This window comes from Pseudomonas sp. BGA-UO-ETr-WB11, assembly GCF_059567785.1.
The window spans coordinates 740,426-762,148 of sequence record NZ_JCAQOS010000008.1; the positions used below are offsets into that span (position 1 = coordinate 740,426).

Annotated in this window: 17 protein-coding genes; 9 read left to right on the forward strand and 8 right to left on the reverse strand. The window is 62.8% G+C overall.

The genetic code is table 11. From position 1 onward, the window contains the following. The first annotated feature begins 65 nt into the window (after window positions 1-65). On the forward strand, window positions 66-764 hold the full coding sequence (locus AC56DI_RS16975; RefSeq protein ID WP_496347203.1) for a PqiC family protein: 699 nt from the start codon (window positions 66-68) through the stop codon (window positions 762-764). A gap of 7 nt (window positions 765-771) precedes the next feature. Here AC56DI_RS16975 and AC56DI_RS16980 read toward each other — a convergent pair whose 3' ends face one another. After that, a complete protein-coding gene (locus tag AC56DI_RS16980) occupies window positions 772-2,301 on the reverse strand; it encodes an AhpA/YtjB family protein (protein WP_496347204.1) in 1,530 nt (509 codons plus the stop codon). Window positions 2,302-2,433: 132 nt separating this feature from the next. Between AC56DI_RS16980 and serB the strand changes: the two genes are divergently transcribed. Beyond that, complete coding sequence (gene serB / locus AC56DI_RS16985; protein ID WP_422586912.1) at window positions 2,434-3,648, forward strand: phosphoserine phosphatase SerB; 1,215 nt, start codon at window positions 2,434-2,436, stop codon at window positions 3,646-3,648. A gap of 59 nt (window positions 3,649-3,707) precedes the next feature. Here the strand turns inward: serB and AC56DI_RS16990 are convergent, their stop codons facing one another. The 5 genes from AC56DI_RS16990 to AC56DI_RS17010 all read right to left on the reverse strand — a co-directional run bounded on the left by AC56DI_RS16990 (window position 3,708) and on the right by AC56DI_RS17010 (window position 11,455). After that, window positions 3,708-5,777 carry an EAL domain-containing protein gene (locus tag AC56DI_RS16990; protein ID WP_496347205.1) on the reverse strand — a complete coding sequence of 690 codons (2,070 nt, stop codon included), beginning with the start codon at window positions 5,775-5,777 and terminating at the stop codon, window positions 3,708-3,710. Between the two features lie 201 nt (window positions 5,778-5,978). Continuing rightward, on the reverse strand, window positions 5,979-7,787 hold the full coding sequence (locus tag AC56DI_RS16995; protein ID WP_496347206.1) for a cyclic-di-GMP receptor FimW-related protein: 1,809 nt from the start codon (window positions 7,785-7,787) through the stop codon (window positions 5,979-5,981). A gap of 200 nt (window positions 7,788-7,987) precedes the next feature. Beyond that, window positions 7,988-8,848 (reverse strand): archaetidylserine decarboxylase, encoded by an 861-nt coding sequence (gene asd, locus AC56DI_RS17000; protein ID WP_496347207.1) that lies wholly within the window; start codon window positions 8,846-8,848, stop codon window positions 7,988-7,990. 56 nt (window positions 8,849-8,904) lie between these two features. Beyond that, the gene (locus AC56DI_RS17005) at window positions 8,905-9,720 is read right to left on the reverse strand and encodes a rhodanese-like domain-containing protein (protein ID WP_496347208.1); all 816 of its coding nucleotides are present in this window, start codon (window positions 9,718-9,720) and stop codon (window positions 8,905-8,907) included. Window positions 9,721-9,928: 208 nt separating this feature from the next. Next, the gene (locus tag AC56DI_RS17010) at window positions 9,929-11,455 is read right to left on the reverse strand and encodes an HDOD domain-containing protein (RefSeq protein WP_496347209.1); all 1,527 of its coding nucleotides are present in this window, start codon (window positions 11,453-11,455) and stop codon (window positions 9,929-9,931) included. A gap of 118 nt (window positions 11,456-11,573) precedes the next feature. Here AC56DI_RS17010 and motA point away from each other — a divergent pair, with 118 nt between their 5' ends. Both motA and motB read left to right on the forward strand, forming a co-directional pair. Next, window positions 11,574-12,425 carry a flagellar motor stator protein MotA gene (gene motA, locus AC56DI_RS17015; protein WP_496347210.1) on the forward strand — a complete coding sequence of 284 codons (852 nt, stop codon included), beginning with the start codon at window positions 11,574-11,576 and terminating at the stop codon, window positions 12,423-12,425. Between the two features lie 5 nt (window positions 12,426-12,430). Then, window positions 12,431-13,504 carry a flagellar motor protein MotB gene (motB, locus tag AC56DI_RS17020; RefSeq protein WP_496347211.1) on the forward strand — a complete coding sequence of 358 codons (1,074 nt, stop codon included), beginning with the start codon at window positions 12,431-12,433 and terminating at the stop codon, window positions 13,502-13,504. 60 nt (window positions 13,505-13,564) lie between these two features. Here motB and rsgA read toward each other — a convergent pair whose 3' ends face one another. Next, window positions 13,565-14,596 (reverse strand): small ribosomal subunit biogenesis GTPase RsgA, encoded by a 1,032-nt coding sequence (rsgA, locus tag AC56DI_RS17025; RefSeq protein WP_324517154.1) that lies wholly within the window; start codon window positions 14,594-14,596, stop codon window positions 13,565-13,567. Between the two features lie 134 nt (window positions 14,597-14,730). On the opposite strand from rsgA, the gene orn reads away from it, so the two are divergent. Continuing rightward, window positions 14,731-15,273, forward strand: a complete 543-nt coding sequence (gene orn / locus AC56DI_RS17030) for an oligoribonuclease (RefSeq protein WP_496347212.1) — start codon at window positions 14,731-14,733, stop codon at window positions 15,271-15,273. Here the strand turns inward: orn and queG are convergent. Continuing rightward, window positions 15,263-16,351 (reverse strand): tRNA epoxyqueuosine(34) reductase QueG, encoded by a 1,089-nt coding sequence (gene queG, locus AC56DI_RS17035; RefSeq protein ID WP_496347213.1) that lies wholly within the window; start codon window positions 16,349-16,351, stop codon window positions 15,263-15,265. The two genes, orn and queG, sit on opposite strands and share 11 nt — an antisense overlap. A gap of 56 nt (window positions 16,352-16,407) precedes the next feature. On the opposite strand from queG, the gene AC56DI_RS17040 reads away from it, so the two are divergent. Genes AC56DI_RS17040 through mutL form a run of 4 tightly spaced genes read left to right on the forward strand, consistent with a single transcriptional unit; the run spans window position 16,408 to window position 21,720 of the window. After that, window positions 16,408-17,907: an NAD(P)H-hydrate dehydratase gene (locus AC56DI_RS17040; RefSeq protein ID WP_496347214.1), complete on the forward strand. Its 1,500-nt coding sequence runs from the start codon at window positions 16,408-16,410 to the stop codon at window positions 17,905-17,907. Beyond that, window positions 17,895-18,365, forward strand: coding sequence for a tRNA (adenosine(37)-N6)-threonylcarbamoyltransferase complex ATPase subunit type 1 TsaE (gene tsaE, locus AC56DI_RS17045; RefSeq protein ID WP_324517158.1), 471 nt, complete (start codon window positions 17,895-17,897; stop codon window positions 18,363-18,365). The genes AC56DI_RS17040 and tsaE overlap by 13 nt, the downstream gene beginning before the upstream one ends. Next, window positions 18,365-19,852, forward strand: a complete 1,488-nt coding sequence (locus AC56DI_RS17050; protein ID WP_496347215.1) for an N-acetylmuramoyl-L-alanine amidase — start codon at window positions 18,365-18,367, stop codon at window positions 19,850-19,852. Before tsaE ends, AC56DI_RS17050 begins: the two co-directional genes overlap by 1 nt. Then, a complete protein-coding gene (gene mutL / locus AC56DI_RS17055; protein ID WP_496347216.1) occupies window positions 19,849-21,720 on the forward strand; it encodes a DNA mismatch repair endonuclease MutL in 1,872 nt (623 codons plus the stop codon). Before AC56DI_RS17050 ends, mutL begins: the two co-directional genes overlap by 4 nt. Window positions 21,721-21,723 lie beyond the last annotated feature (3 nt).

A 21,723-nucleotide genomic window follows, 5' to 3' on the forward strand; every position in this document is an offset into this window, starting at 1 on the left:
TCAGGGCTGGAGCCAGGTCACGGATTGACGGATGATAGGCCGCTGTTTTGGGGCGTGTGAGGCCGATGATGTTGCGTAGCTGGACTTTGCTGTTGATGACCCTGGTGCTGGCCATGGCTGGTTGCAGCGTGCACCCGCCGGTGGCGCTGTATCAGCTGGATGGCGGCCAGCCACAGGTGCCGACGGCCACTGACGGCGCGCTGGTGCTGCTGGGGCCGCTGACCCTGGCCGACTACCTACAACGCGGCGAGCTGTTGCAGCGTCAGGCCGATGGCAGCCTCAGTGTGGCCAGTGAGGCGCAATGGGCCGGCAGCCTGAATGCGGATGTCGAGCAGTTGTTGTTGCGCCAGTTGGCTGGGCGTCTGCAAACGCCGAATATCCTCCTGGCCCCGGCTGGGCCTGGGGTAAGTGCCGACTTGCAGGTACAGGTCAGCATCAGTCGCCTGGATTCCGGGCCACAGATGCCGGCGGTGCTGCATGCGCAATGGCGTCTGCTGGACAAGGCCGGTCAGCTGCAGGGCAGTCGTTTGTTGCAGCTGGAGCAGGCGCACCAGGGCAGTCTGGCCAGTCAGGTGCAGGCGCAGAGCCGCTTGTTGCAGCAGTTGGCCGAGCAATTGGCGACGGCGGCGGTGACGGCCTTGAAGGTGCCCGCGGTAGCCAATCCGACCAGCAAGCGCGTGGCTCCAGCGCGTAAAACTACCCCGTTGCCGCCGGCACCGCCCGTGGCGCCGGCCCAAGGGGCGGTGGAAGTGTTTCGTTTCTAAGGACGGCTCAGGCGTGGGAGCTGGCGTCGTGCATGCGCGCCAGCTGGCGCTCCAGCAGGGCCGGGTAAGGATCGAGCAGCCGCTCCACGCAGCTGGCCCCTTCTGGGCTGGCGATGGAGCGGATACGAACGCGTTGACGCAGCAGCGGATCGTCACCAATTTCCCGCGCCACCAGCAGCAGGTTGCGGCTGTGCTGGGACAGGGCTAGGGCATCCTGGGCGCTGTCGCTGAGTAACAGCTCGCCCTGGCTGAGGTCTTCCAGGTCTGTGCCAAGGGTCAGACCGAACTGCAGTTGCAGGGTGATGCCGCTGTCGGCCACCTGGATTTGCAGGGCGTGGCCCAGGGCGCGCATCAGTTCACCGCAGCAAATCGCATGGGTCAGGTAATCATCACCGCTGTCGCGCTGGTGAAACAGCATCAGGCTGCTGCCGTCGCTGAGGGTGTGCAGCTGGCCTTGATACAGGCTAGCGGCCTGGTCCAGGCAGTCACGGTAGCGTTGCAGCAGGTCCATCAGGCGTGAGCGCGGCAAGCGGCGCAATTGCTCCTGGGCGCCCAGTTGCATGGCCAATACGGCGCTTGGGCGCTGAACCTTGGCTGCCGGCAGCAAGGGGGCTTCGGCGCTGCTGTGGTCGCGCAGGTCGGCAAACGGGTCGTCTTCTTCGTCATCCAGCGGCGCGGCACTGAAGTCATCGCGATGCGGCTCGCGGCTGTCGAATTGCGGGTCGTGCAGGTCGCGTACGGCAAACTCTTCGTGCTCATCTTCGTGGTCGTCGAAGCTGATCTCGTGTTCGTCTTCCTCGTCGTCGCGGTCGCGATAGGCCGGCGTAGCCTGGGTTTCGATCTTGATCGGCACCAGGCGCGCTTGCAGCTGGCGCGCCAGATCACCAATTTCGTCCTGGCGGCCAGCGCCGGGAGCGGGGTCATCGGGGTCGCGCAGCCAGACGCGCAATTGCAGCAGCGGGGTGGAAATATGCCGGCCCAGACGCAGCGACAGCGACATGGTCAAAGCCAGCAGAATCAGGCTGAGCAGGCCCATGCTTTGCAGGCTGATGGTCATCGGCTGCTGGAATTGCTCGGTGTCGAGGCTGATGCGCAGGTGCCCGGCGATCACTTCCTGAAAGGTGATCGGCGTCGAGTACAGCCCTTCAGTTTCGCCCAGCAGGCCTTGTTTGGGGCGCGAGCCGGCTTCGGCGAGGATGCGGTTATCGACGCTGTAGATGGCGGCGTGGGCCACCAGCGGATTTTTTTCCAGGTTGTTGAGCAGGATGTTGAGGCTGAGGATGTCGTTGGACACCAGCAGTTCGGTGGCCGAGGCGGCTGTCTGCACAATCAGGCTCTGGCCTAGGGCGTCGGCCTGCTGTTGCATGGCCTGCTTGAACTGCATGCCCATCACCCAGGCGTAGATCACCAGCGCCAGCGCCACCAGCAGCAAGCTGTGGCTGGCGATGCGCAGGGCCAGGGGCACGCGCCGCTGGCGCAGGGCGTGGAAGATCAGCAGGAAGAAGTTATCGGGTTTGACGGATGCGGGCCGGTTCACGGGGCTCGGCTCTTATTGAGGAAATTGCCGCGCAGTATAGCGAGCCGAGGGGGGAGGGCAAAGCACCGGGCATGCCCGGCGGCCGCGGAAAATGGTTAGAATGTGCGCCTTTTCCTCTGCGGGGAGCCTACCTTGCGCGAAATCGTCCTGATTAACATCACCGGTGAAGACCGTCCCGGTCTGACTGCCGCGATTACCGGTGTGCTGGCCCAAGGCGGGGTGAATATCCTCGACATCGGCCAGGCGGTCATCCATGACACCCTGTCGTTCGGCATTCTGGTGGAAATTCCGGATACCGAGGCGGCGTCCTCGGTGCTCAAGGATGTGTTGTTCACCGCTTACAAGCTGGACCAACAGGTGCGCTTCACACCGGTGGCCGAGGCCGATTACCAGCAATGGGTCGGTGCCCAGGGCAAGCCCCGGCATATCGTCACCCTGCTGACGCGCAAGGTCACGGCCGAGCAGCTGCAGCGGGTGAGCACCATCACCGCGCGCTACGGGTTGAATATCGACCATATCGATCGGCTGTCCGGGCGTATGCCGCTGGACACCCCGGAGAGCCAGGGCAAGGGCTGTATCGAGTTCTCGGTGCGCGGCGAGCCGGCCGATCCGGCGGCCCTGCGTGCGGAGTTCCTCAGCGTGGCTCAGGAGCTGAATGTCGACATCGCCTTCCAGCGCGACTCGCTGTTCCGTCGTAACCGGCGCCTGGCGGTGTTCGATATGGACTCGACGCTGATCGAGGCGGAAGTTATCGACGAGCTGGCCAAGGCTGCCGGGGTTGGCGAGCAGGTGGCAGAGATCACCGAGCGGGCAATGCGCGGTGAGCTAGATTTCCGCGCCAGCTTCAAGGAACGTCTGGCCCTGCTTAAGGGCTTGCCGGAATCGGCGTTGGAAGAAGTCGGTGCCAGCCTGCGTCTGACCGAAGGTGCCGAAACCCTGTTCGCCGAGCTCAAGCGCCTGGGTTACAAAACCGCCATTCTGTCTGGCGGCTTCAGCTACTTCGCCCACCAGTTGCAGGCCAAGTTGGGCATTGATTATGTGTTCGCCAACGAACTGCAGATCGTTGATGGCGCGCTGACTGGCGTGGCGGTGGAGCCGATCGTTGATGCTCAGCGTAAGGCTGACCTGCTGCGCGAACTGGCGCACAAGGAAGGTCTACGTCTGGAGCAGACAATTGCCGTTGGCGATGGTGCCAATGACTTGCCGATGCTGGGCTTGGCGGGTCTGGGTGTGGCGTTCCGTGCCAAACCGCTGGTCAAACAGTCGGCCAAGCAGGCGATTTCCACCCTGGGTCTGGACGGTATTCTCTATCTGCTGGGCTTTCGCGACCGCGACGGCCACGATTGAGCCACGTGCATCGCCAATAAAAAAACCGCCTTTCGGCGGTTTTTTTATTACTGCGAAAATTACTCGTCGCCAGCGGAGAAGTCGTAATCCATCGACTGGGTCGGCCCTTGCAGGTAGTAACCCTGAATGTAGTTGACCCCGGCCTGCCACAAGGTGGCCAGCACGCTAGCACTTTCGACATAGGGCACGATGGTCAACTTGGCCTGGGCATGCAGGCTGGCGAGCAGGGTTTTCAGGCTTTCCTGATGTTCGGCGCTGGACAGGTCCTGGGTGAAGGAACCGTCGACTTTGACGAAATCGACGTTCAGGTGCTTGAGCGTATTGAACGGATTCAGCGAGCAGCCGAACTGGCTCAGGGCGATCTTGCAGTGCAGTTCCGCCAGACCCTGAGTCAGGGTTTTAGCCTGCTTCAGGTAGGCAATGGCGTCTGGTTCGCTGAGCTGGAAGACCAAGGCGTCAGAGGGCAAGCGCGCGGCTTTGAGGGCTACGCTGAGCCATGGCAGCAGCGTCTGATCCTGCAAGCTGGCGCTCGACAGGTGGACGAACAGGCGCGTGCTGTGGCCTTTGCTGCGGTGCTCGGAGAGCAGCTTGATGGAGTTAAGGATCACCCAGCGGTCGATCTTCTCGGCCAGCCCGGCATCCTTGGCGGCAGTGAGGAAGTCGTCCGGTGGAACTTCTTCCCCTTGCGGGCTGAGCATGCGCAGGAGCACTTCGTAATGCTCATGGCTGTCGCCACGCAGACTGATAATGGGTTGGAACAGTAGGCGGAAACTGTTGTTCTCCAAGGCTTGCTGGAGCATGGCGACGATGCTGCCACGGCTGGCAGCAGCTGCCAGTTCGTCTGCTGCGTTGAATAATTTGAGGGCGTTGCCGTTGGCCAGTTCATCGGCACAGCGGTGGGCGCGGTCGACGACATCCTGCCCGCGCGGGGTTTTCTCGTTGAGACCGGCTACGCCGATCGACAGCGTGGTCTGCAGGGTGCGGCCATTGACGTCGAACAGGTGCCCTTCGACTTTTTTCAACAGCTCCTGGAGGCTCGGCTGACTTTGCTCGGCGCTCTGGCCGATGATCAGGGCGCTGAACACGTCGTCACCAAAACGGGCCAGCTGAGTATTGCCGGTAAAGTGGGCGCGCAGCAGGTTGGCCAGGTCGGTCAGCAGCAGGTCGATGCCGGCCAATCCGGTCTCGGCCAGCAGGCTGGCGTAGCGGTCCAGGCGGATATACGCCAGGGTGGCGGCTTGCCCGGCGTTGACTGCACGCTCGGCGGCGGTGTCCATCAACTCAAGGAAGTGGGTGCGGTTGTAGAGGCCGGTGACCAGGTCTTGGCTGCTGATTTCACGCAGCTTTTCTTCCAGTTCGGCGTTGCCGGTTTCGGCGCGGATGACCACCTGGATGCACGGCTCGGCGTCATAGGTGGCCGGGGAAAACGTCATCCGTGCGGCAAAGGTCTGGCCGTTGGCCTTGACCCCGGTGCAGGCCAGTTCGGCATGGCCTTCGGCGCTTTGGTAGTTCTTCAGGAAATCCTTGAAGCTGGCCTGGTCGCAGCTGGCGATCAGGTCAATCATCGGCATGCCTTCCAGCTCGTCACCGTCTTCGTAGCTGAACATGTCGAGGTAGGCGCGGTTGGCGTAGATGTGCATGCCGTCATGCACGTAGGTGATGGCGTCTACGGAGCTTTCCAGCAGTAATTGGCAGCGCTTTTCAGCTTCGCGCAGGGCCACTTCGGCCACACGGCGGGCGCGACGTTCCTCGAGGTTGGTCAGTTCACGATTGGCCACCAGAATCAGACGTTCGTCTTCACCTTGCGGCAGCGCGTCTTGAGCGCCCAGGGCCAGGGCCTCGGTAATGGCATCGGAGTCGTTGCCCTCGGTCAGCTGGATAAAGGGAATATCCTTGGCCTGACGACGAATTGCGGTGATGGCTTCGTTGGGATCGAGGTGTTCGCTGCTGGGTGCGGCAATGAGCAAATCCCAGCTTTGCTGCAGCGCTTGCGCCAGGTCATCGCTGGAGACCAAGCGATGCACGCGGGTGGCCCGTCCAGAGTTACGAAACAGGCTGACCAGGCGTTCGGCCTCGTTTTGCGAGTCTTCGAGAATCAGCAAGCGGATGGTTTTTTTTTCGATGGCCATGGCGTGTAGTTAAAACCTTTGAATAGCAGCTGTGCGCTTAAGGGGTGGTTGTCACACGTCCTAAGGGTGCGTGTGGCCAGCCTTAATGGCGCATCTTCGCCTCTGCTCACCGGGCCTGATGGTGTGGATGCCAGTGGCGCTCAGGCGCTGGGAGTCGCGCCGAACGGGCGCTAAAAGGCGACAAATGGAAGTGCCCGGAATCTACAGCGACTTCCAGAGTGAGTCAAAGTCTTCCTCGCCCGCCTTGCCACTCGCTTCTGGGGCTGTGACGGATTTCCCTTGGGCTGGGCTGTTCAGCTCTACGCTGCGGTATTCGAACTGGCTGAAACTCCCAGTGCTGACCTGTTTGCGCGTGAGCACAGCGCGCTGTTCCACACCATGAAGGTTGATCAATACCTTGTTGCCTTCCTGGAAGGGCAGGCGCGGGGTGATCAAGCTGGCAGGGCGAGAAATGGCAGCGATAGCCGGCAGCAACAAGGCGCGAAGGAACTGACTGCTTTGCTCGGTTTTGCGCATCAATTGCAAGCCGCAGGGCTGTGCGTGGGGGGCGACCAATTCAATCCCCATCTGCGTGCCGCCACCGCGTACCTGACGGATCCAGCGCACCACTGCCACGCTCCAGGCCTGGTTGGGGCTGTCTTGCAGGCTGAGGATTTCGCCGGCTTGCAGCTGTCCCGGAACTTCCTTGGGCCAGGCCAGGCAGTAGCCGCCAGGGCTATGGTTGACGATGGGCAATGTGAAGGTCGGATACAGCTCAGGCTCTGCCGCCTCGGTCTCGTCGCGGGTCTCGTTGGCCGACTTTTGGTACTGGATTTCCTCCATCGGCAAGCCTGGTTCCCAGCGAGTAATGCGCTGGGCATCAAAGGCCGCACCCCAGACATCCGGGCCACTTTCGGTGGTGTTGGCGGTGAATTTGGCGACTTGCTGTTCTTTCTTCAGCACGTCGGCAAACAAGCAGCGGCCGGCCAGGTAGTAGTGCGCCGAGCTCATGCCGATGCTGAGGGTCAGGGTGCCATTGCCATTGTTGCGCTGGAAGGTGCGCTCGGAAATGTCGCCCCAGGCGGCACTCAGGTGTTGCAGCACGTCCAGGTTAAAACCTTCGTTGACCTGCAGTTGTGACTGGGCGCGATTGTCGGCCGGCAGTTGCAGGTATTCCTTGATGGCGTCCACCAGGGCTTGCGGGTCGAGGCCCAGTAGCTTCGGCAACTCGCCAGCCGGAAACAGCGACTTGTAACGGGGTGGCCCATCCATTAGTGGCGCGATGGCGAACAGGCTGCTGGGCAGGCTGGCCGGTTGCAGGGTGACCAGCTGGCACCAGGGCTCCAGCGCGGCAGCCAGGGCGGCAATACCGCTTTGACGCATCTGGTTGCAGCGCGCGCAACCGATCAGCAGGGCGGTCTTGTAGGTCTGCTCCAGGCTTAGGCTGAGGTTGTGGCGTGCCTGTTCGTCGCGGACGGCCAGGGTGTGCAGGCTCTGGTTGAGACCGATTTGATAGAGCTGGTGCAACTCCAGCCATAGGCCTTCTGGCACCGGGCAGTACAGCTGCGTGGCACGCACCAGGGCGCCGCAGAGGCTGTGGGCTGCACGCTGCAGGGCGGTGGTCAGACGCTGTTGGCCGTCGCGACTCTGATTACCCGCTTCCTGGCTGATGATCAGCTTGTAGCCGGTGGCCAAGTGGTTTTGCAGGGCTTGGCAGAGGTTGGCAACCTTGCGCGGGCGTTCATCCAGGACTACTGCCTGATTGAGAAAATGCCGCTCCAGATTCTGGCAGACGTAGTAAATGTCGGGGCGCAACAACTCCAGCAGTTGCAGGCGCGTGTCGCTGGAGGTGATCAGTTGGTTGAGTTCAACCAGCGCCTGGTACAGCAGGCGAGCTGTTTCACCCAGGTTGGCTTTAGGCAGGTCCGCTACCCAGCGCTTGAGGTCGCGCGGGCTGGCATCACAGAAGGTCAGGCTGTGCTTGTTGGGCGTGGGTACGCGTAGCAGCAGATGGGGGCTCTGTTTATCCATGTAGCTTGGAGGCTCCGCCGGTCGGAGCCGGGCGTGTTGTGATAAGAGTTGTTCTAGCCGAACTCTAGCAGTATCCGCGTGCCTGTGCGCACATCCCAGGACGGGTCGGTGGTTGGCCTCGAAGCCGGTACGCGTTCAACCCGTCCGATTGGCCGATGGCGCAATCTCGCGGGTTGTCTTGCTTGGTTGGCGGGCGATGCTTAGACCGGCACAGCGCTCATGCGCTGGCCCATGCGCACGGACGTGCCTGCTGCCAACTCGGCGGCCCACTGGGCCTGCTGCGGGCCAAACAGCACGATGGCGGTTGACCCCAGCTTGAAACGGCCCAGCTCTGCGCCTTTTTCTAGGCTGATCGGTGCGCGCGCAGCCTCGTCGTAACGGGTGGTTTTCAGCTCGCGTTTGGGTGGCGTAACCAGGCCGGCCCACACGGTTTCGACGCTGGCGACGATCATCGCGCCGACGAGGACGACGGCCATTGGCCCACGCTCGGTATCAAACAGGCAGACCACACGCTCATTGCGTGCGAACAGCTCAGGGACGTTTTCAGCGGTGGTCTGGTTGACCGAGAACAGCCGGCCGGGGACGTAAACCATCTCGCGCAGGGTGCCGGCCAGGGGCATGTGCACACGGTGGTAGTCCTTCGGCGAGAGGTAGATGGTGGCGAACTCGCCGCCCATAAAGGCCGCGGCGCGCTCATTGTCGCCGCCCAGCAGCTCCAACACGCTGAAGCTATGGCCTTTGGCCTGGAAGATACGACCATGCTCGATCGGCCCAAGCTGGCTGACCGCGCCGTCGGCGGGGCAGAGGATGGCATCCGGCGTCTCGTCGAGCGGGCGCGCGCCCTCTTTAAGGGCGCGGGTGAAGAAGGCATTGAAGTGCTCGTAGGCGTCCAGTTGCTCGACTTCGGCTTCACTCATGTTGACCTGGTATTGGCGGGCAAACCAGTTGATCAGGCGGCTCTTGAACCAGGTGGCCTTGCACTCGGCGGCGCAGCCGATCAGGCGCGAGAGCAAGTGATGGGGCAGTAGGTACTGGCTGAGGATAAACAGGCGCTGTTGCATGGAATCTCCTTGATAAAACCAGGCCGCCCAGTCATGGGTGGGCGGCCGCAAATGGATTAGCGCTCGACCGGGGTGTCGGGGTGGTTGCCCCATTCGCCCCACGAGCCGGCATAGGCCTTGAGCCGTGGATAGCCGAGAGCCTTGGCGACCAGGTAGGTAAAGCCCGAACGGTGGTGTGTCTGGCAATGGGTGATCACTTCCTTGTCCGGGCTGATGCCCAGGTTCAGGAGGATCTGTGGCATGTCGCTGCGGATGCGCAGCGCGCGGGCCGGGTCCATGCCCAGGGTCCACTCGAAGTTGATGGCGCCAGGTATGTGTCCGGCCTTGGCTGCGAGCACTTTGTCACCGCTATATTCGGCGGCCGAGCGGGCGTCCCAGATGGCCAAGTCGCTGGCGCCTAGACGGCTTTGCAGGTACTCACGGCTGGCGGTTGGCGCCTCTTGCAGGTTCAGGCTGACGGTTGCGTGATGCGCGGGCGGCGTGTCGACGGACAGCTCACGGGTTTCGGCCAGCCAGGCCGGCAGGCCACCGTCGAGGTAGTGATAGTGGCTGTGACCAATAACATCGAGCAGCCAGATAAATCGCCCGGCCCAACCACCGCCTTCATCGTCATACACCACATAAACGGTCTGGGGGTTATGCCCCAGTTCGCCGAACAGGTTTTCGAGGTATTGCTGGGTTGGCAGCAGGCCTGGCGCTGGCGGTGTGCCCAGTTGGGTGCGCTTGGGGTCGACAAAATAAGCGCCAGGGATATGGCCCTGGGCGTAGCGCGCGACGCTGGTCAGGTCCACCAGGATCAATTCTGGGGCATGCAGACGTTCAGCCAGTTGGCTCGGCTCGATCACCAGCGGGAGGTCGCGGAAGGCAGACATAAACGGCTTCCAAGTCAGGGAAAGGCGTCGATTGTAGCGGAAAGGTTAGGGGCTGTTGCCGTTTCGTTCGCGGCCGCGCCGGAGCCTGTTTTTGCGCGAGGCAAGGTGCGAGGAGCGAGATTGGGTTGTTCCAAATGAGCGACGAGTAACGCAGCCTCGCACAAAAACAGGCCCGGCCCTTCGGGTTGCGATGAAACGGCAACAGCCCCTATCGCGCGCGGTTGGCAAAACTGGCCAGGGCGCGCTCGATGCATTGCACGGTTTTACCGAAGGCTTGCACGCTGACCTCGCTGAACGGGCCGCCGCCTTGGTCGGCCACCAGCACCATGGCCACCCGCTGCTGGTTGGCAACGGAGCGCAAGATCAGGTGTTCGCCAGGGAACAGGCTTTTCAGATTGCCGGGCAGCAGGGCCGAGTATTGGGCGATGTTGGCGGGTGTCAGGCGCAGTTGTGTGGCTTCGTTGAGCAGGCGGCGCAGCACCTGACTTTGACTCGGGTCCAGGCTCAGGCCGCTGCCGGGCATGCTTACGCCGATACTTTGCTGGCTCATAAGGCGGCTGTGGGTGCGGTCGCTAAGCAGGATCAGCAGGCGTTGCATGCCACAAGCCTGCAGGGCGTCACGGGCACAGCTGGTGAGCTGCAACACATTGGCAAAGGCGCTGGGCTCGCGCAGGAGCTGGGTGCAGTGCCTGCGCCAGGCATCGACCTCGGTTTTCGCTGGTGCGGGTGCGACGGCCGGTTTTTCCGCCTGCAGATGGCGTGCATTCCACGGCCACAGCAGGGCCAGGGCTGGGTGCCAGAGATCGGCTTCATAGCCGGTGCGCGCACTCTGCGCTGCATGCTGGTGCACGAGTTGCTGCACGTCGTCGAGGTTAAGTTGCAGGTACAGGGCTGTGAGCTGTTGCCAGCGGCGCGAGGCTTTGCAGTCCCAGGACTCGTGGGCGCCAACCACCAGGCCGTTGGCCAACAGGATGCAGTTGGTTGGCAGGGTCAGCCAGCGGCGCAAGTGGCCGTCGTCATCGAGTCGTTGCTGTTGCTGATGGAGTTGTTCGCCGCTGCCGGCAATGCGTAGCGCCTTGACCAGTTGGCGGCGGTCATTCAGCAGCAGGCGATAGCCATGCAAAATCCACTCGGGTAAGCGCCATTTTTCGGCCAGGGCCAGGCACAGCTGCAGCAATGGCACGCCGAGCAGTTGCTGTTCCACCTTGCTGGCAGGCTCGCCTTTGATCAGCACTCGCTGCTCCCAGGCCGTAAACAGCTCTGGGTAGCGCGCAACCAATGGCCAGAGTGGCGCCAAAAAGAGCAGGCTGCTGCATTGAATATCAAGCCAAAGGCGCGCCAGACGTGCGCCAAACAGACCGCTTGCCTGGTGTGCAGCCTGTCGGCTGAGTGACTGGAGTTGCCGCAGCTGCAGGGGGATGTCTGCATCGGCGACGGGAATCAACTTGTTCAGCAATCTTTCCGCGCTCTGCAGGCCCAGGCGTGTCAGGGCTACTTCGAGGTTGGCGGCAGGTTCATTGAGGCTGCTCTTGCTGCTGTTGGCTCCGCGCATGATGACCAGCGCCAATGCCGGGCTTTGCTGCAACTGCTCGGCAATATCGCGCAGCGAACTGCTGCCGTTACGCAGCGCCGAAACGGCCTGGCGGTGGTTGTCGCTACTGACCGGCAGGCGCACGCCATCCAGCTCTTTGAGCCAGGCACTGAGATTTTGGGGAAGCGCTTTGCTGGTCGACATGAGGTCCGCGTCAAATTGGCTTTTCGCACTAACTGGCTATAGTCTGGCGCATAAGTTCCGATAAATAGAAGGGTTGTTTGCAAAGCCCCTTCGTCCTGACTCAGCAAGCGTTGTATTTATGATCAAAATCATCGGCATCATCGTCGTGTTCGCCAGCGTTATCGGCGGCTATGTTCTGTCTCACGGTAAGGTCGCAGCGCTGTTTCAGCCGTTTGAAGTGCTGATCATCGGCGGCGCCTCTTTGGGCGCATTTCTGCAGGCCAACACCCCGAGCACCTTCATGCACGTCTTCAAGAAGTCGATGAAGATGTTCAGTTCGCGCTTCACCCACACCTTCTACCTGGAGGTGTTGAAGATGCTCTACGAGATTCTCAACAAGAGCCGCCGCGAAGGCATGATGGCCATTGAGGCCGACGTAGAGGATCCAGCGGCCAGCCCGATTTTCAGCAAGTACCCAGGCATCCTAAAGGATGCGGGTATGACCGCCTTCGTCTGCGACTACCTGCGCATCATGTCATCCGGCAATATGGCGCCCCATGAGCTGGAAGGTCTGTTCGATATGGAGCTGACCAGCCTCAAGGAAGAGCTGGAACATCCGGCCCACGCCGTGGCGCGAATTGCCGACGGTATGCCGGCGATGGGTATCGTTGCTGCCGTATTGGGGATCGTGGTGACCATGGGTCTGCTCGGCCAGGTTGAGCAAAATGCGTTGGGTGCTCACGTGGCCGCGGCGCTGGTGGGTACATTCCTCGGGATTCTCGCGGCCTATGGCTTCTTCGGCCCGCTGGCGACGGCGATCGAGCACGATGCCAAGGAAGAGCTGAATGTCTACGAGGCGATCAAGGCCTGCCTGGTCGCTTCGGCGTCTGGTATGCCGCCGACCCTGGCGGTAGAGTTCGGGCGCAAGGTGCTGTTTCCGGCCCATCGACCAAGCTTCAGTGAGCTTGAGCAAGCCATGCGTGGCAGCTGATAGCCATGGAAAATAATCAGCCGATTATCGTCAAACGGGTCAAAAAGATGGCTGCCGGCCATCACGGCGGCGCCTGGAAGATCGCGTTTGCCGACTTTGCCACCGCGATGATGGCGTTCTTTATGCTCCTGTGGCTGATGTCGTCGGCCACCCCGGAACAGAAGAAACTGATTTCCGGTTACTTCCAGGATCCCGTGGGTTTCACCGAAAGCGCCAGTCCCTATGTGATTGACCTGGGCGGTACGCCGACCCCAGCACCGGACAAGACCCTCAATCCCGAGGTTAAGGATCAGCTGGAGGCTGGGCCCGAGCAGGATGTCGGCAAGGAGTCCGAAGTCAACCCGGCCCAAGCAGAAAGCCTGGCCGAGCAAGTTGAGCGTGAGCGCCTGGAGTTGCTGCTGCAGGAGTTGCAGAACAAGGTCGAAGAAAATCCACAACTCAAGCAGTTCAAGGATCAAATTCTTTTCGAGATTACCCAGGATGGTTTGCGCATTCAGATCATGGATGCCGAAAATCGGCCGATGTTTGCCAGCGGCAGCGCCAACCTGGAGCCCTATTTCGAAGACATCCTGTTGGCCATGTCCGACACCATCAAGGCCGTGCCGAACAAAATCAGTGTCAGTGGTCATACCGATGCCAAGCCGTTTGTTGGGCGCGGTGATTTCGGTAACTGGGAGCTGTCGGCCAACCGTGCCAACGCCGCTCGCCGTGCCTTGGTCTTTGGTGGCTATCCCGACGATCAGGTGGCGCGGGTAGTGGGTTATGCCTCGTCGGCCCTGTTTGATCGGGATAAGCCGCTGAATCCGGTGAACCGCCGCATCGACATTATCGTGCTGACCAAAAAGGCTCAGCGCAGCATTGAGGGTGACACCGAGGATGGTGCCGCGCCTGAGGCGTCTGGCGAGCCGGCGGTACCTTCGTCGTCGACTCCTGCCGTAGCGCCGCCGTCGATGCGTGAGCGTGCCGCAGCTCCGGGTGCGACGGGCGCGCCAGCGCAGGATGCGGAGCTGCGTGAGCGGCTGAATATCTTCGAAGACGGCACCCTGCAGTTGGACCGGCCGCCGGCCGATCAGCAGTAAGTGCACAGCAAAAGGCCGCGTTCATCGCGGCCTTTTGCTGTCGGTGCTGTGCAGTTCTGCTTAGTGGCTCGACGCCGGCAGGCTGGCAAGAATGCTGCGGTAGCTGTTCATGCGCTGCTGCTGCACGCGGCCGTCTTCCAGCGCTTTTAACAAGGCGCAGCCGGGTTCGCGGTCGTGCTTGCAGTCGCGGAAGCGGCAGGTGCCAAGCAGTTCGTCGAACTCGATAAAGCCCGCCTCAACATCGGCACGACTGACGTGGCCGAGGCCGAACTCGCGAATGCCGGGTGAGTCGATCAGCTCACCGCCGCCGGGAAAGTGAAACAGCCGTGCGGTGGTGGTGGTGTGGGTGCCTTGGCCGCTCAGTTCGGACAGTGGCCCGACGCGCAGGTCAACGCCTGGCAGCAGGCTGTTGACCAGCGACGACTTGCCGACCCCGGACTGGCCTACGAACACGCTGACGTGACCGTCCAGGCGAGCCTGTAGATCCTGCATGCCGTTGCCGTGGTGGGCGGACACTTCCAGTAGCGGGTAGCCGAGTTGGCGATAGACCGCCAGCAAGGCATTCAGGGCCACGGCGTTCTGCTCGTCAATCAGGTCGGCCTTGTTCAGCAGTAGCAGCGGCTGGATGCCAGCGTGCTCGGCAGCCACCAGGTAACGGTCGATCAGGTTGGCGTGGGGCTCAGGCATGGGCGCGAACACGATGACGATGGTGTCGACGTTGGCGGCCACTGGCTTGAGCTGGTTGCGACTGTCTGGGCGGCACAGCTCGCTGTTGCGCGGCAGTTGCGCGACGATCACGCCGATACCCTGGTTGCCGGCGCGCCAGACGACGCGGTCGCCGGTTACCAGAGCAGGCAGGTTGGCGCGCAGGTGGCAGCGGCAGATCTGCCCGGCCAGTTCGCCATCCAGTGCCTCGACTTCCACTTGTACGCCGAAGTGGGCGATGACCAGGCCTAGCTGTTCGGGACCCAGTTCGCCGCCTTCAAGCGTTTCCAGGGTGTGGGATTCGCGTTTGGCCGCGCGGGCAGCGCGTTCTTCCTGAATCTTCTCGATGCGCCAGTTTTGCCGGCGGTTGAGTTGGCGTTTGGCCATGGGGCTTCCGAGTGGGGAGGGCGACGGATGGGTGAATCGGCACTCAGTTTAGCATGGGCGGGCGCTTACCTGGCGGCCCATGCGGTGCTTGCTGGCCTGGGTTAAACTGTCGCTCTACGCCGAGGAGCACAACCATGCAAAGCCCGCAGAACTTGATCTGGATCGACCTGGAAATGACTGGTTTAGAACCCGAGCATGACGTCATCATCGAGATGGCGACCATCGTCACCGACAGCGACCTGAATATTCTCGCCACCGGTCCGGTCATCGCCGTGCATCAGAGCGATGCGCTGCTGGCCGGTATGGATGAGTGGAACACCCGCACCCACGGCGAGAGCGGCCTGACCCAGCGCGTGCGCGACAGCAAGATCAGTACGGCCGAGGCCGAGGCACAGACCATCGCCTTCCTCGAACAGTGGGTGCCCAAGGGCAAGTCGCCAATTTGCGGCAACAGCATCGGCCAAGATCGGCGCTTTCTCTGCCGTTACATGCCGACCCTGGAGGCGTTCTTCCACTACCGCAATCTGGATGTCTCGACCCTGAAGATTCTCGCCGAGCGTTGGGCGCCGCAGATCAAAGAGGGCTTCCAGAAAAAGGGCACTCACCAGGCGCTGGACGATATCCGCGAGTCAATCGCCGAGCTACAGTACTACCGTGAGCACTTTATTAAGGCGTGAGGCCTGCCGTGCTGGCGCGCCGCTGGTGTTGATCGAGCGCCCATTCGACGTGCTCGCGCACCAGCTCCGAGGGGTGCTCGCGCCGCGCGTGCAGGGCCTCCAGTACCGGAATGCTTGATGGTGCATTGCCCAGGCCCACGGCCAGGTTGCGCAGCCAGTTGTGGTAACCGGTACGGCGCAGTGGCGAGCCTTCGGTGCGGCTGAGAAACTCCTCTTCCGTCCAGCGAAACAGCGTCGCCAGCTCGGCATTGTCCAACTGGTGACGCGGCTGGAAGTCGCTCTGATCGGTGGGCCGGGCGAAGCGGTTCCAGGGGCAGACCAGTTGGCAGTCATCGCAGCCGAACACCCGATTGCCGATCAGCGGGCGCAGATCGACGGGGATTGCACCCTTGAGTTCGATGGTCAGGTAGGAAATGCAGCGCCGCGCATCCAGCACATAAGGACCGACAAAGGCCGCGGTCGGGCAAATGTCCAGGCAGGCACTGCAGCGCCCGCAGTGTTCGCTGGCGTGGGGGGCATCTGCCGGCAGCGGCAGGTCGACAAACAGCTCGCCAAGAAAGAACCAGCTGCCGGCTTTGCGATTGAGCACCAGGGTGTTCTTGCCGATCCAGCCAAGGCCAGCCTGTTCGGCAATGGCCTTTTCCAGCACTGGTGCGCTGTCGACAAAGGCGCGATAACCGAACGGGCCAATCGCCTGCTGAATACGCTCGGCCAACTGCTGAATGCGTTTGCGGATCAGCTTGTGGTAATCGCGGCCCAGGGCGTAGCGCGATACGTAGGCCTTCTCCGGCTCGCCCAGGCGCTTGCTCATCTCCGTGTCGCCGGGCAGGTAGTCCATGCGCAACGAAATGACCCGCAGCGTGCCGGGCACCAGCTCCTCGGGGTGTGAGCGTTTGCTACCGTGGGCGGCCATGTAGTCCATCTCGCCGTGATAACCCGCAGCGAGCCAGCGCTCTAGATGGGCTTCATGGCTGGCCAGATCCAGGCCGGCAATCCCCACCTGCTGAAAGCCCAGCTCGCGGCCCCAGTCCTTGATGGTCTGGCTGAGGGCGGGAAGATCGAGACTGGATGCGGACATGGGCGAGAAACCGGGGCAGAGGTGCGTATAATTCTGCCAGACATTGGAGTCGACGCATGCCTGTTACCCACCACCAATTGCCATTGCCGTTGTATCGCGCCGCTCAGGTTCGTGAGTTGGACGCGCGCCTGATCGCCGCTGGCACGCCGGCGTTTGAGCTGATGCAGCGCGCTGCCCATGGTGCCTGGCGTGCCTTGCGTCAGCGCTGGCCGCACGCCGGCAGCGTCACCGTGCTGGCCGGTAGCGGCAACAATGCCGGTGATGGCTATCTAGTTGCCGCCCTAGCGCAGCGTGCCGGCTGGCAGGTGCAGGTGTTGGCCGTGGTGGCGCCAAGCGCCCTGCGCGAGACGGCCGCCGAGGCCTATGCCGAAGCGCTGGCCGCCGGAGTGGCGGTGCAACCTTGGCGTGTCGACATACCGCTGCACGGGGTGGTGGTCGATGCGCTGCTCGGCACCGGCCTGACGGGGGCGGTGCGTGAGCCTTTTGCGGCGGCCATCGGCCAGATCAACGCCAGTAACTTGCCAGTGCTGGCTTTGGACCTGCCCTCGGGGTTGTGTGCCGATACCGGCGCCGAGCTCGGCGTGGCGGTGCAGGCCGAGCTGACGGTGACCTTTATCGCGCTCAAGCTTGGGCTGCTGACTGGTGCCGGTCCGGATCGGGTCGGGGTGCTGCAGTTGGATGATCTGCATGCCGATGCGCAGGTGCTCGCCGCTGTTGCGCCTGCCGCCCAGCGCCTGGCGCCGGCCAATCTGCCGCGTCTGGCCGCGCGTCCACGCACGGCGCACAAGGGTTTGTACGGTCGGGTGCTGGTGGTTGGCGGCGATCGCGGCCTGGGTGGCGCCTCACTGTTGGCGGCGCAGGCAGCTCTGCGTGGCGGTGCTGGGCTGGTGTCCTTGGCGACCCGTGACGAGCATGTGCCTGCGGCGTTGGCACGCCTGCCAGAAGTGATGACCCAGGGCGTCGCCTCGGCCAATCAGTTGCTGGCCCTGGCGGCCAATGCTGATGTGCTGGTAGTGGGGCCAGGGCTGGGTGTGCAGGCCTGGGGGCGCAGCCTGCTGAGCGCCGCCGCCAGCCGGGTATTGCCCCAGGTGTGGGATGCCGATGGCCTGAATTTGCTCGCTCAGGGTGGTGTGCAGTTGCCAGCCGATGCCGTGTTGACGCCCCATCCGGGCGAGGCGGCGCGTCTGTTGGGAATTTCTACAGCGCAGGTGCAAGCGGATCGCCCGGCCGCCGCCCTGGCCCTGGCGCGCCGTTATCAAACTGTGGTGGTGCTCAAGGGCGCCGGTAGCCTGATCGCCAGCGCCGATGGGCGTCTGGCCTTGTGTGATCGTGGTCATCCCGCCATGGCCGGTGCGGGTCTTGGTGATGTGCTAGCGGGCCTGCTTGGTGCACTGCGCGGCCAGGGCTTGCCAGCATTTGAGGCCGCCTGCCTGGGTGCCTGGTTGCACGCCAGCGCCGGTGAGCAACTGGCCCAGCAGGGTCGCGGCCTGGCTGCCAGCGAGCTGCTGCCGGTTATTCGTCAGTTGTTGGAGGAGGTTTCACCGTGTCTGTCGTGACGCTGCATATCGAGGGTGAGGAAGCCATGTTGGCCTTGGGCGCACGCCTGGCGGCGCTAACCGAGGGGCGCGGTACCTTGTACTTGCACGGCGATCTGGGGGCCGGCAAAACTACCCTGTCGCGCGGCATCATTCGCGGCCTGGGTCATGTCGGTGCGGTTAAAAGCCCGACGTTTACCCTGGTGGAGCCCTATGAGATCGGTACCTGCAAGGTCTTTCATTTCGACCTGTATCGTCTCGCCGATCCGGAGGAGCTGGAGTTCATGGGCATTCGCGATTACTTCGAAGACGATGCCTTGTGCCTGATCGAGTGGCCCGAGCGCGGCGTCGGCGTTTTGCCAAAGGCGGACCTGGACATTACCATTGCCGCACAGGCGGGCGCTCGCTCGCTGTCTTTACGGCCTCAGGGCGCGCGTGGTGAGTCGTGGTGTGCTGCTCTGGCCAAGGAACAACAATAATGAGATGGGCAATGGGCTTGCGCACGCGCACGACTGGAATAGGTGTGCTGTTGGCGTTGCTGGCCAGCGATGCGCTGGCGGCCGCCGCGGATTTGCGCAGCGTACGGCTGTGGCGCGCACCGGATAACACCCGCCTGGTGTTTGACCTGTCCGGGCCGGTGCAACACAGCGTGTTTACCCTGAGTGCGCCGAATCGCATCGTCATCGATGTGGCTGGGGCGCAGTTGGCGACCAAGCTTGAGACACTGTCGCTGAGCAATACGCCGATTACCAGTATTCGCTCGGCGCAGCGCAGTCCCACGGATTTGCGCCTGGTTATCGATCTGTCGTCGGCGGTCTCGCCGAAAAGTTTTAGCCTGGCCCCCAATCAGCAGTACGGCCATCGTCTGGTGGTTGATCTCTATGACGGCGACGCTGACGGTGCCGCCGCGGACAAGCCCGTCACGGCTGGCAGTACGGCCCCTGCGGGTGTGCCAGTGGCGGTTAATCCGCCACCGAGTGTGCGCCCGGTGGTGCCGGTGACCATGGAGCCGGCACCGGCCAAGCTGCCCCCACCCGCGCCGATGCCCAGCGGTAAGCGTGCGATTGTGATTGCCATCGACGCCGGTCACGGCGGCGAAGACCCCGGTGCTCTCGGCCCCAAAGGCGCCCGCGAAAAGCATGTGACCCTGGCGATTGCCAAGGAGCTGCAGCGGCAGATCAATGCCGAGCGCGGCTATCGTGCCGAGCTGGTGCGTACTGGCGATTACTTTATTCCGCTGCGTAAGCGCACGGTCATTGCGCGCAAAAAGGGCGCTGATCTGTTCGTCTCCATTCATGCCGATGCGGCGCCACGGGCAGCTGCCTTCGGCGCTTCGGTGTATGCCTTGTCGGATCGTGGCGCTACGTCGGAAACCGCCCGCTGGCTGGCCGACAGTGAAAACCAGTCAGACCTGATCGGCGGTGCCGGTAACGTCAGCCTGGATGACAAGGACAAGATGCTCGCCGGCGTATTGCTGGATCTGTCGATGACCGCTTCGCTGTCTTCCAGCCTGAATGTCGGCCAGAAGGTGCTGAGCAACATGGGCCGCATCACACCGCTGCATAAGCGCCGGGTAGAGCAGGCCGGTTTTATGGTGCTGAAGTCGCCGGATATTCCCTCGATTCTGGTGGAAACCGGGTTTATCTCTAACCCCAATGAGGCGGCCAAGTTGGCCACTCTCAGCCATCAGCAGAGCCTGGCGCGCTCGATTCAGAGCGGTATCCGCCAGTTCTTCCAGCAGAACCCACCGCCGGGCACCTACGTCGCCTGGTTGCGGGATTCGGGCAAGATTGCCCCTGGCCCCCGTGAGCACGTGGTCAGTTCCGGCGAGAGCCTGGCGCTGATTGCCCAGCGTTATCAGGTCGGCCTGGCAGTGCTGCGCAGTGCCAACAACTTGCGCAGCGACACCATCAAGGTCGGTCAGACCCTGAATATTCCGACCACCGCATTGGCGGCTCAGCCATGAGTGAAGCCATGCGCATTCAACTGCTGAGCCCGCGACTGGCCAACCAGATCGCCGCTGGCGAGGTGGTCGAGCGACCTGCTTCGGTGATCAAGGAGTTGCTGGAGAACAGCCTGGATTCCGGCGCCCGGCGCATTGATGTGGATGTCGAACAGGGCGGCACCAAGTTGCTGCGCGTGCGTGACGATGGTGGCGGCATCCCTGCCGATGATTTGCCGCTGGCCCTGGCGCGACATGCCACCAGCAAGATTCGCGAACTGGAAGACCTTGAGCAGGTGCTTAGCCTGGGTTTTCGTGGTGAGGCGTTGGCCTCGATCAGTTCGGTTGCCCGCCTGACTCTGACCTCGCGCACCGCCGAGGCCGATCAGGCCTGGCAAGTAGAGACTGAAGGCCGCGACATGGCGCCGCGAGTGCAGCCTGCTGCCCATCCGGTAGGTACCTCGGTGGAGGTGCGCGACCTGTTCTTCAACACGCCAGCGCGGCGCAAGTTTCTCAAAACTGAAAAGACCGAGTTCGAGCACCTGCAGGAAGTGATCCGCCGTCTGGCACTGGCGCGCTTCGATGTGGCTTTTCATCTGCGCCACAACGGCAAGAGTGTGCTGGCGCTGCATGAGGCTGCCGATGATCTGAGTCGTGCGCGACGGGTCGCGGCGGTGTGCGGTCCGGCGTTTCTCGAGCAGGCGTTGCCGATCGAGATCGAGCGCAATGGTCTGCATCTATGGGGTTGGGTGGGTTTGCCGACCTTCTCGCGCAGCCAGGCCGACCTGCAGTATTTCTATGTCAATGGCCGCATGGTGCGCGACAAACTGGTTGCCCATGCCGTGCGCCAGGCCTACCGCGACGTGCTGTTCAATGGTCGACATCCGACCTTTGTGCTGTTTCTGGAGATCGACCCGGCCGCCGTCGACGTCAACGTGCACCCGACCAAGCACGAAGTGCGCTTTCGTGATGGGCGCATGGTTCACGATTTTCTCTACGGCACCCTGCACCGTGCCCTCGGCGAAGTACGCCCGGAAGACCAGTTGGCGGCACCCGCTGCCGTCAGCAGCATGGTGCGCGCCACCGGGCAGGAGGCTGGCGAGTTCGGCCCGCAGGCGGAAATGAGCCTGGCGGGCAATCTGCTGCAAGCCCCCGCGGCGCCGTCGACCTGGCAGGCGCCGGGTGCCGGCTACCAGGCGCCACGGCCCCAAGGCGGAATGCCGATGGCCGAGGCGGCCGGTGCCTATCGCGAGTATTTTGCCCCGCTGAACACCACGGCCCCGAGCCTGCCGGAGCATCAGGGCGATATCCCGCCGCTGGGTTATGCCCTGGCTCAGCTCAAGGGCGTGTACATCCTGGCTGAAAATGCGCAGGGGTTGGTGCTGGTGGACATGCACGCGGCGCACGAGCGCATCACCTACGAGCGGCTGAAAACGGCCATGGCCTCCGAGGGCTTGCGCGGCCAGCCGCTGCTGGTGCCGGAGTCGCTGGCGGTCAGTCAGCGTGAGGCCGACTGTGCCGAGGAGCATGGCGAGTGGTTCCAGCGTTTGGGCTTTGAATTGCAGCGCCTGGGGCCGGAAAGTCTGGCGATTCGTCAAACCCCGGCCCTGCTTAAGCAGGCCGAAAGCGTGCAGTTGGTGCGTGATGTGCTGGCAGACCTGCTGGAGTACGGCAGTAGCGACCGGATCAAGGCCCATATCAACGAGCTGCTGGGCACCATGGCCTGTCACGGCGCGGTGCGCGCCAACCGCCGCCTGACCCTGCCGGAAATGAATGGTTTGCTGCGTGACATGGAACACACCGAACGCAGCGGCCAATGCAACCATGGGCGTCCGACCTGGACCCAGTTGGGCATGGACGATCTGGACAAACTCTTCTTGCGCGGACGCTAAGGG

Excerpts from the sequence above, each read along its gene's own strand:
- AC56DI_RS16975 (WP_496347203.1), top strand. The coding sequence starts at position 66 with ATGATGTTGCGTAGCTGGACTTTGCTGTTGATGACCCTGGTGCTGGCC.
- AC56DI_RS16990 (WP_496347205.1), bottom strand. The coding sequence starts at position 5,777 with ATGGCCATCGAAAAAAAAACCATCCGCTTGCTGATTCTCGAAGACTCG.
- AC56DI_RS16995 (WP_496347206.1), bottom strand. The coding sequence starts at position 7,787 with ATGGATAAACAGAGCCCCCATCTGCTGCTACGCGTACCCACGCCCAAC.
- asd (WP_496347207.1), bottom strand. The coding sequence starts at position 8,848 with ATGCAACAGCGCCTGTTTATCCTCAGCCAGTACCTACTGCCCCATCAC.
- AC56DI_RS17005 (WP_496347208.1), bottom strand. The coding sequence starts at position 9,720 with ATGTCTGCCTTCCGCGACCTCCCGCTGGTGATCGAGCCGAGCCAACTG.
- AC56DI_RS17010 (WP_496347209.1), bottom strand. The coding sequence starts at position 11,455 with ATGTCGACCAGCAAAGCGCTTCCCCAAAATCTCAGTGCCTGGCTCAAA.
- motA (WP_496347210.1), top strand. The coding sequence starts at position 11,574 with ATGATCAAAATCATCGGCATCATCGTCGTGTTCGCCAGCGTTATCGGC.
- motB (WP_496347211.1), top strand. The coding sequence starts at position 12,431 with ATGGAAAATAATCAGCCGATTATCGTCAAACGGGTCAAAAAGATGGCT.
- rsgA (WP_324517154.1), bottom strand. The coding sequence starts at position 14,596 with ATGGCCAAACGCCAACTCAACCGCCGGCAAAACTGGCGCATCGAGAAG.
- orn (WP_496347212.1), top strand. The coding sequence starts at position 14,731 with ATGCAAAGCCCGCAGAACTTGATCTGGATCGACCTGGAAATGACTGGT.
- queG (WP_496347213.1), bottom strand. The coding sequence starts at position 16,351 with ATGTCCGCATCCAGTCTCGATCTTCCCGCCCTCAGCCAGACCATCAAG.
- AC56DI_RS17040 (WP_496347214.1), top strand. The coding sequence starts at position 16,408 with ATGCCTGTTACCCACCACCAATTGCCATTGCCGTTGTATCGCGCCGCT.
- AC56DI_RS17050 (WP_496347215.1), top strand. The coding sequence starts at position 18,365 with ATGAGATGGGCAATGGGCTTGCGCACGCGCACGACTGGAATAGGTGTG.
- mutL (WP_496347216.1), top strand. The coding sequence starts at position 19,849 with ATGAGTGAAGCCATGCGCATTCAACTGCTGAGCCCGCGACTGGCCAAC.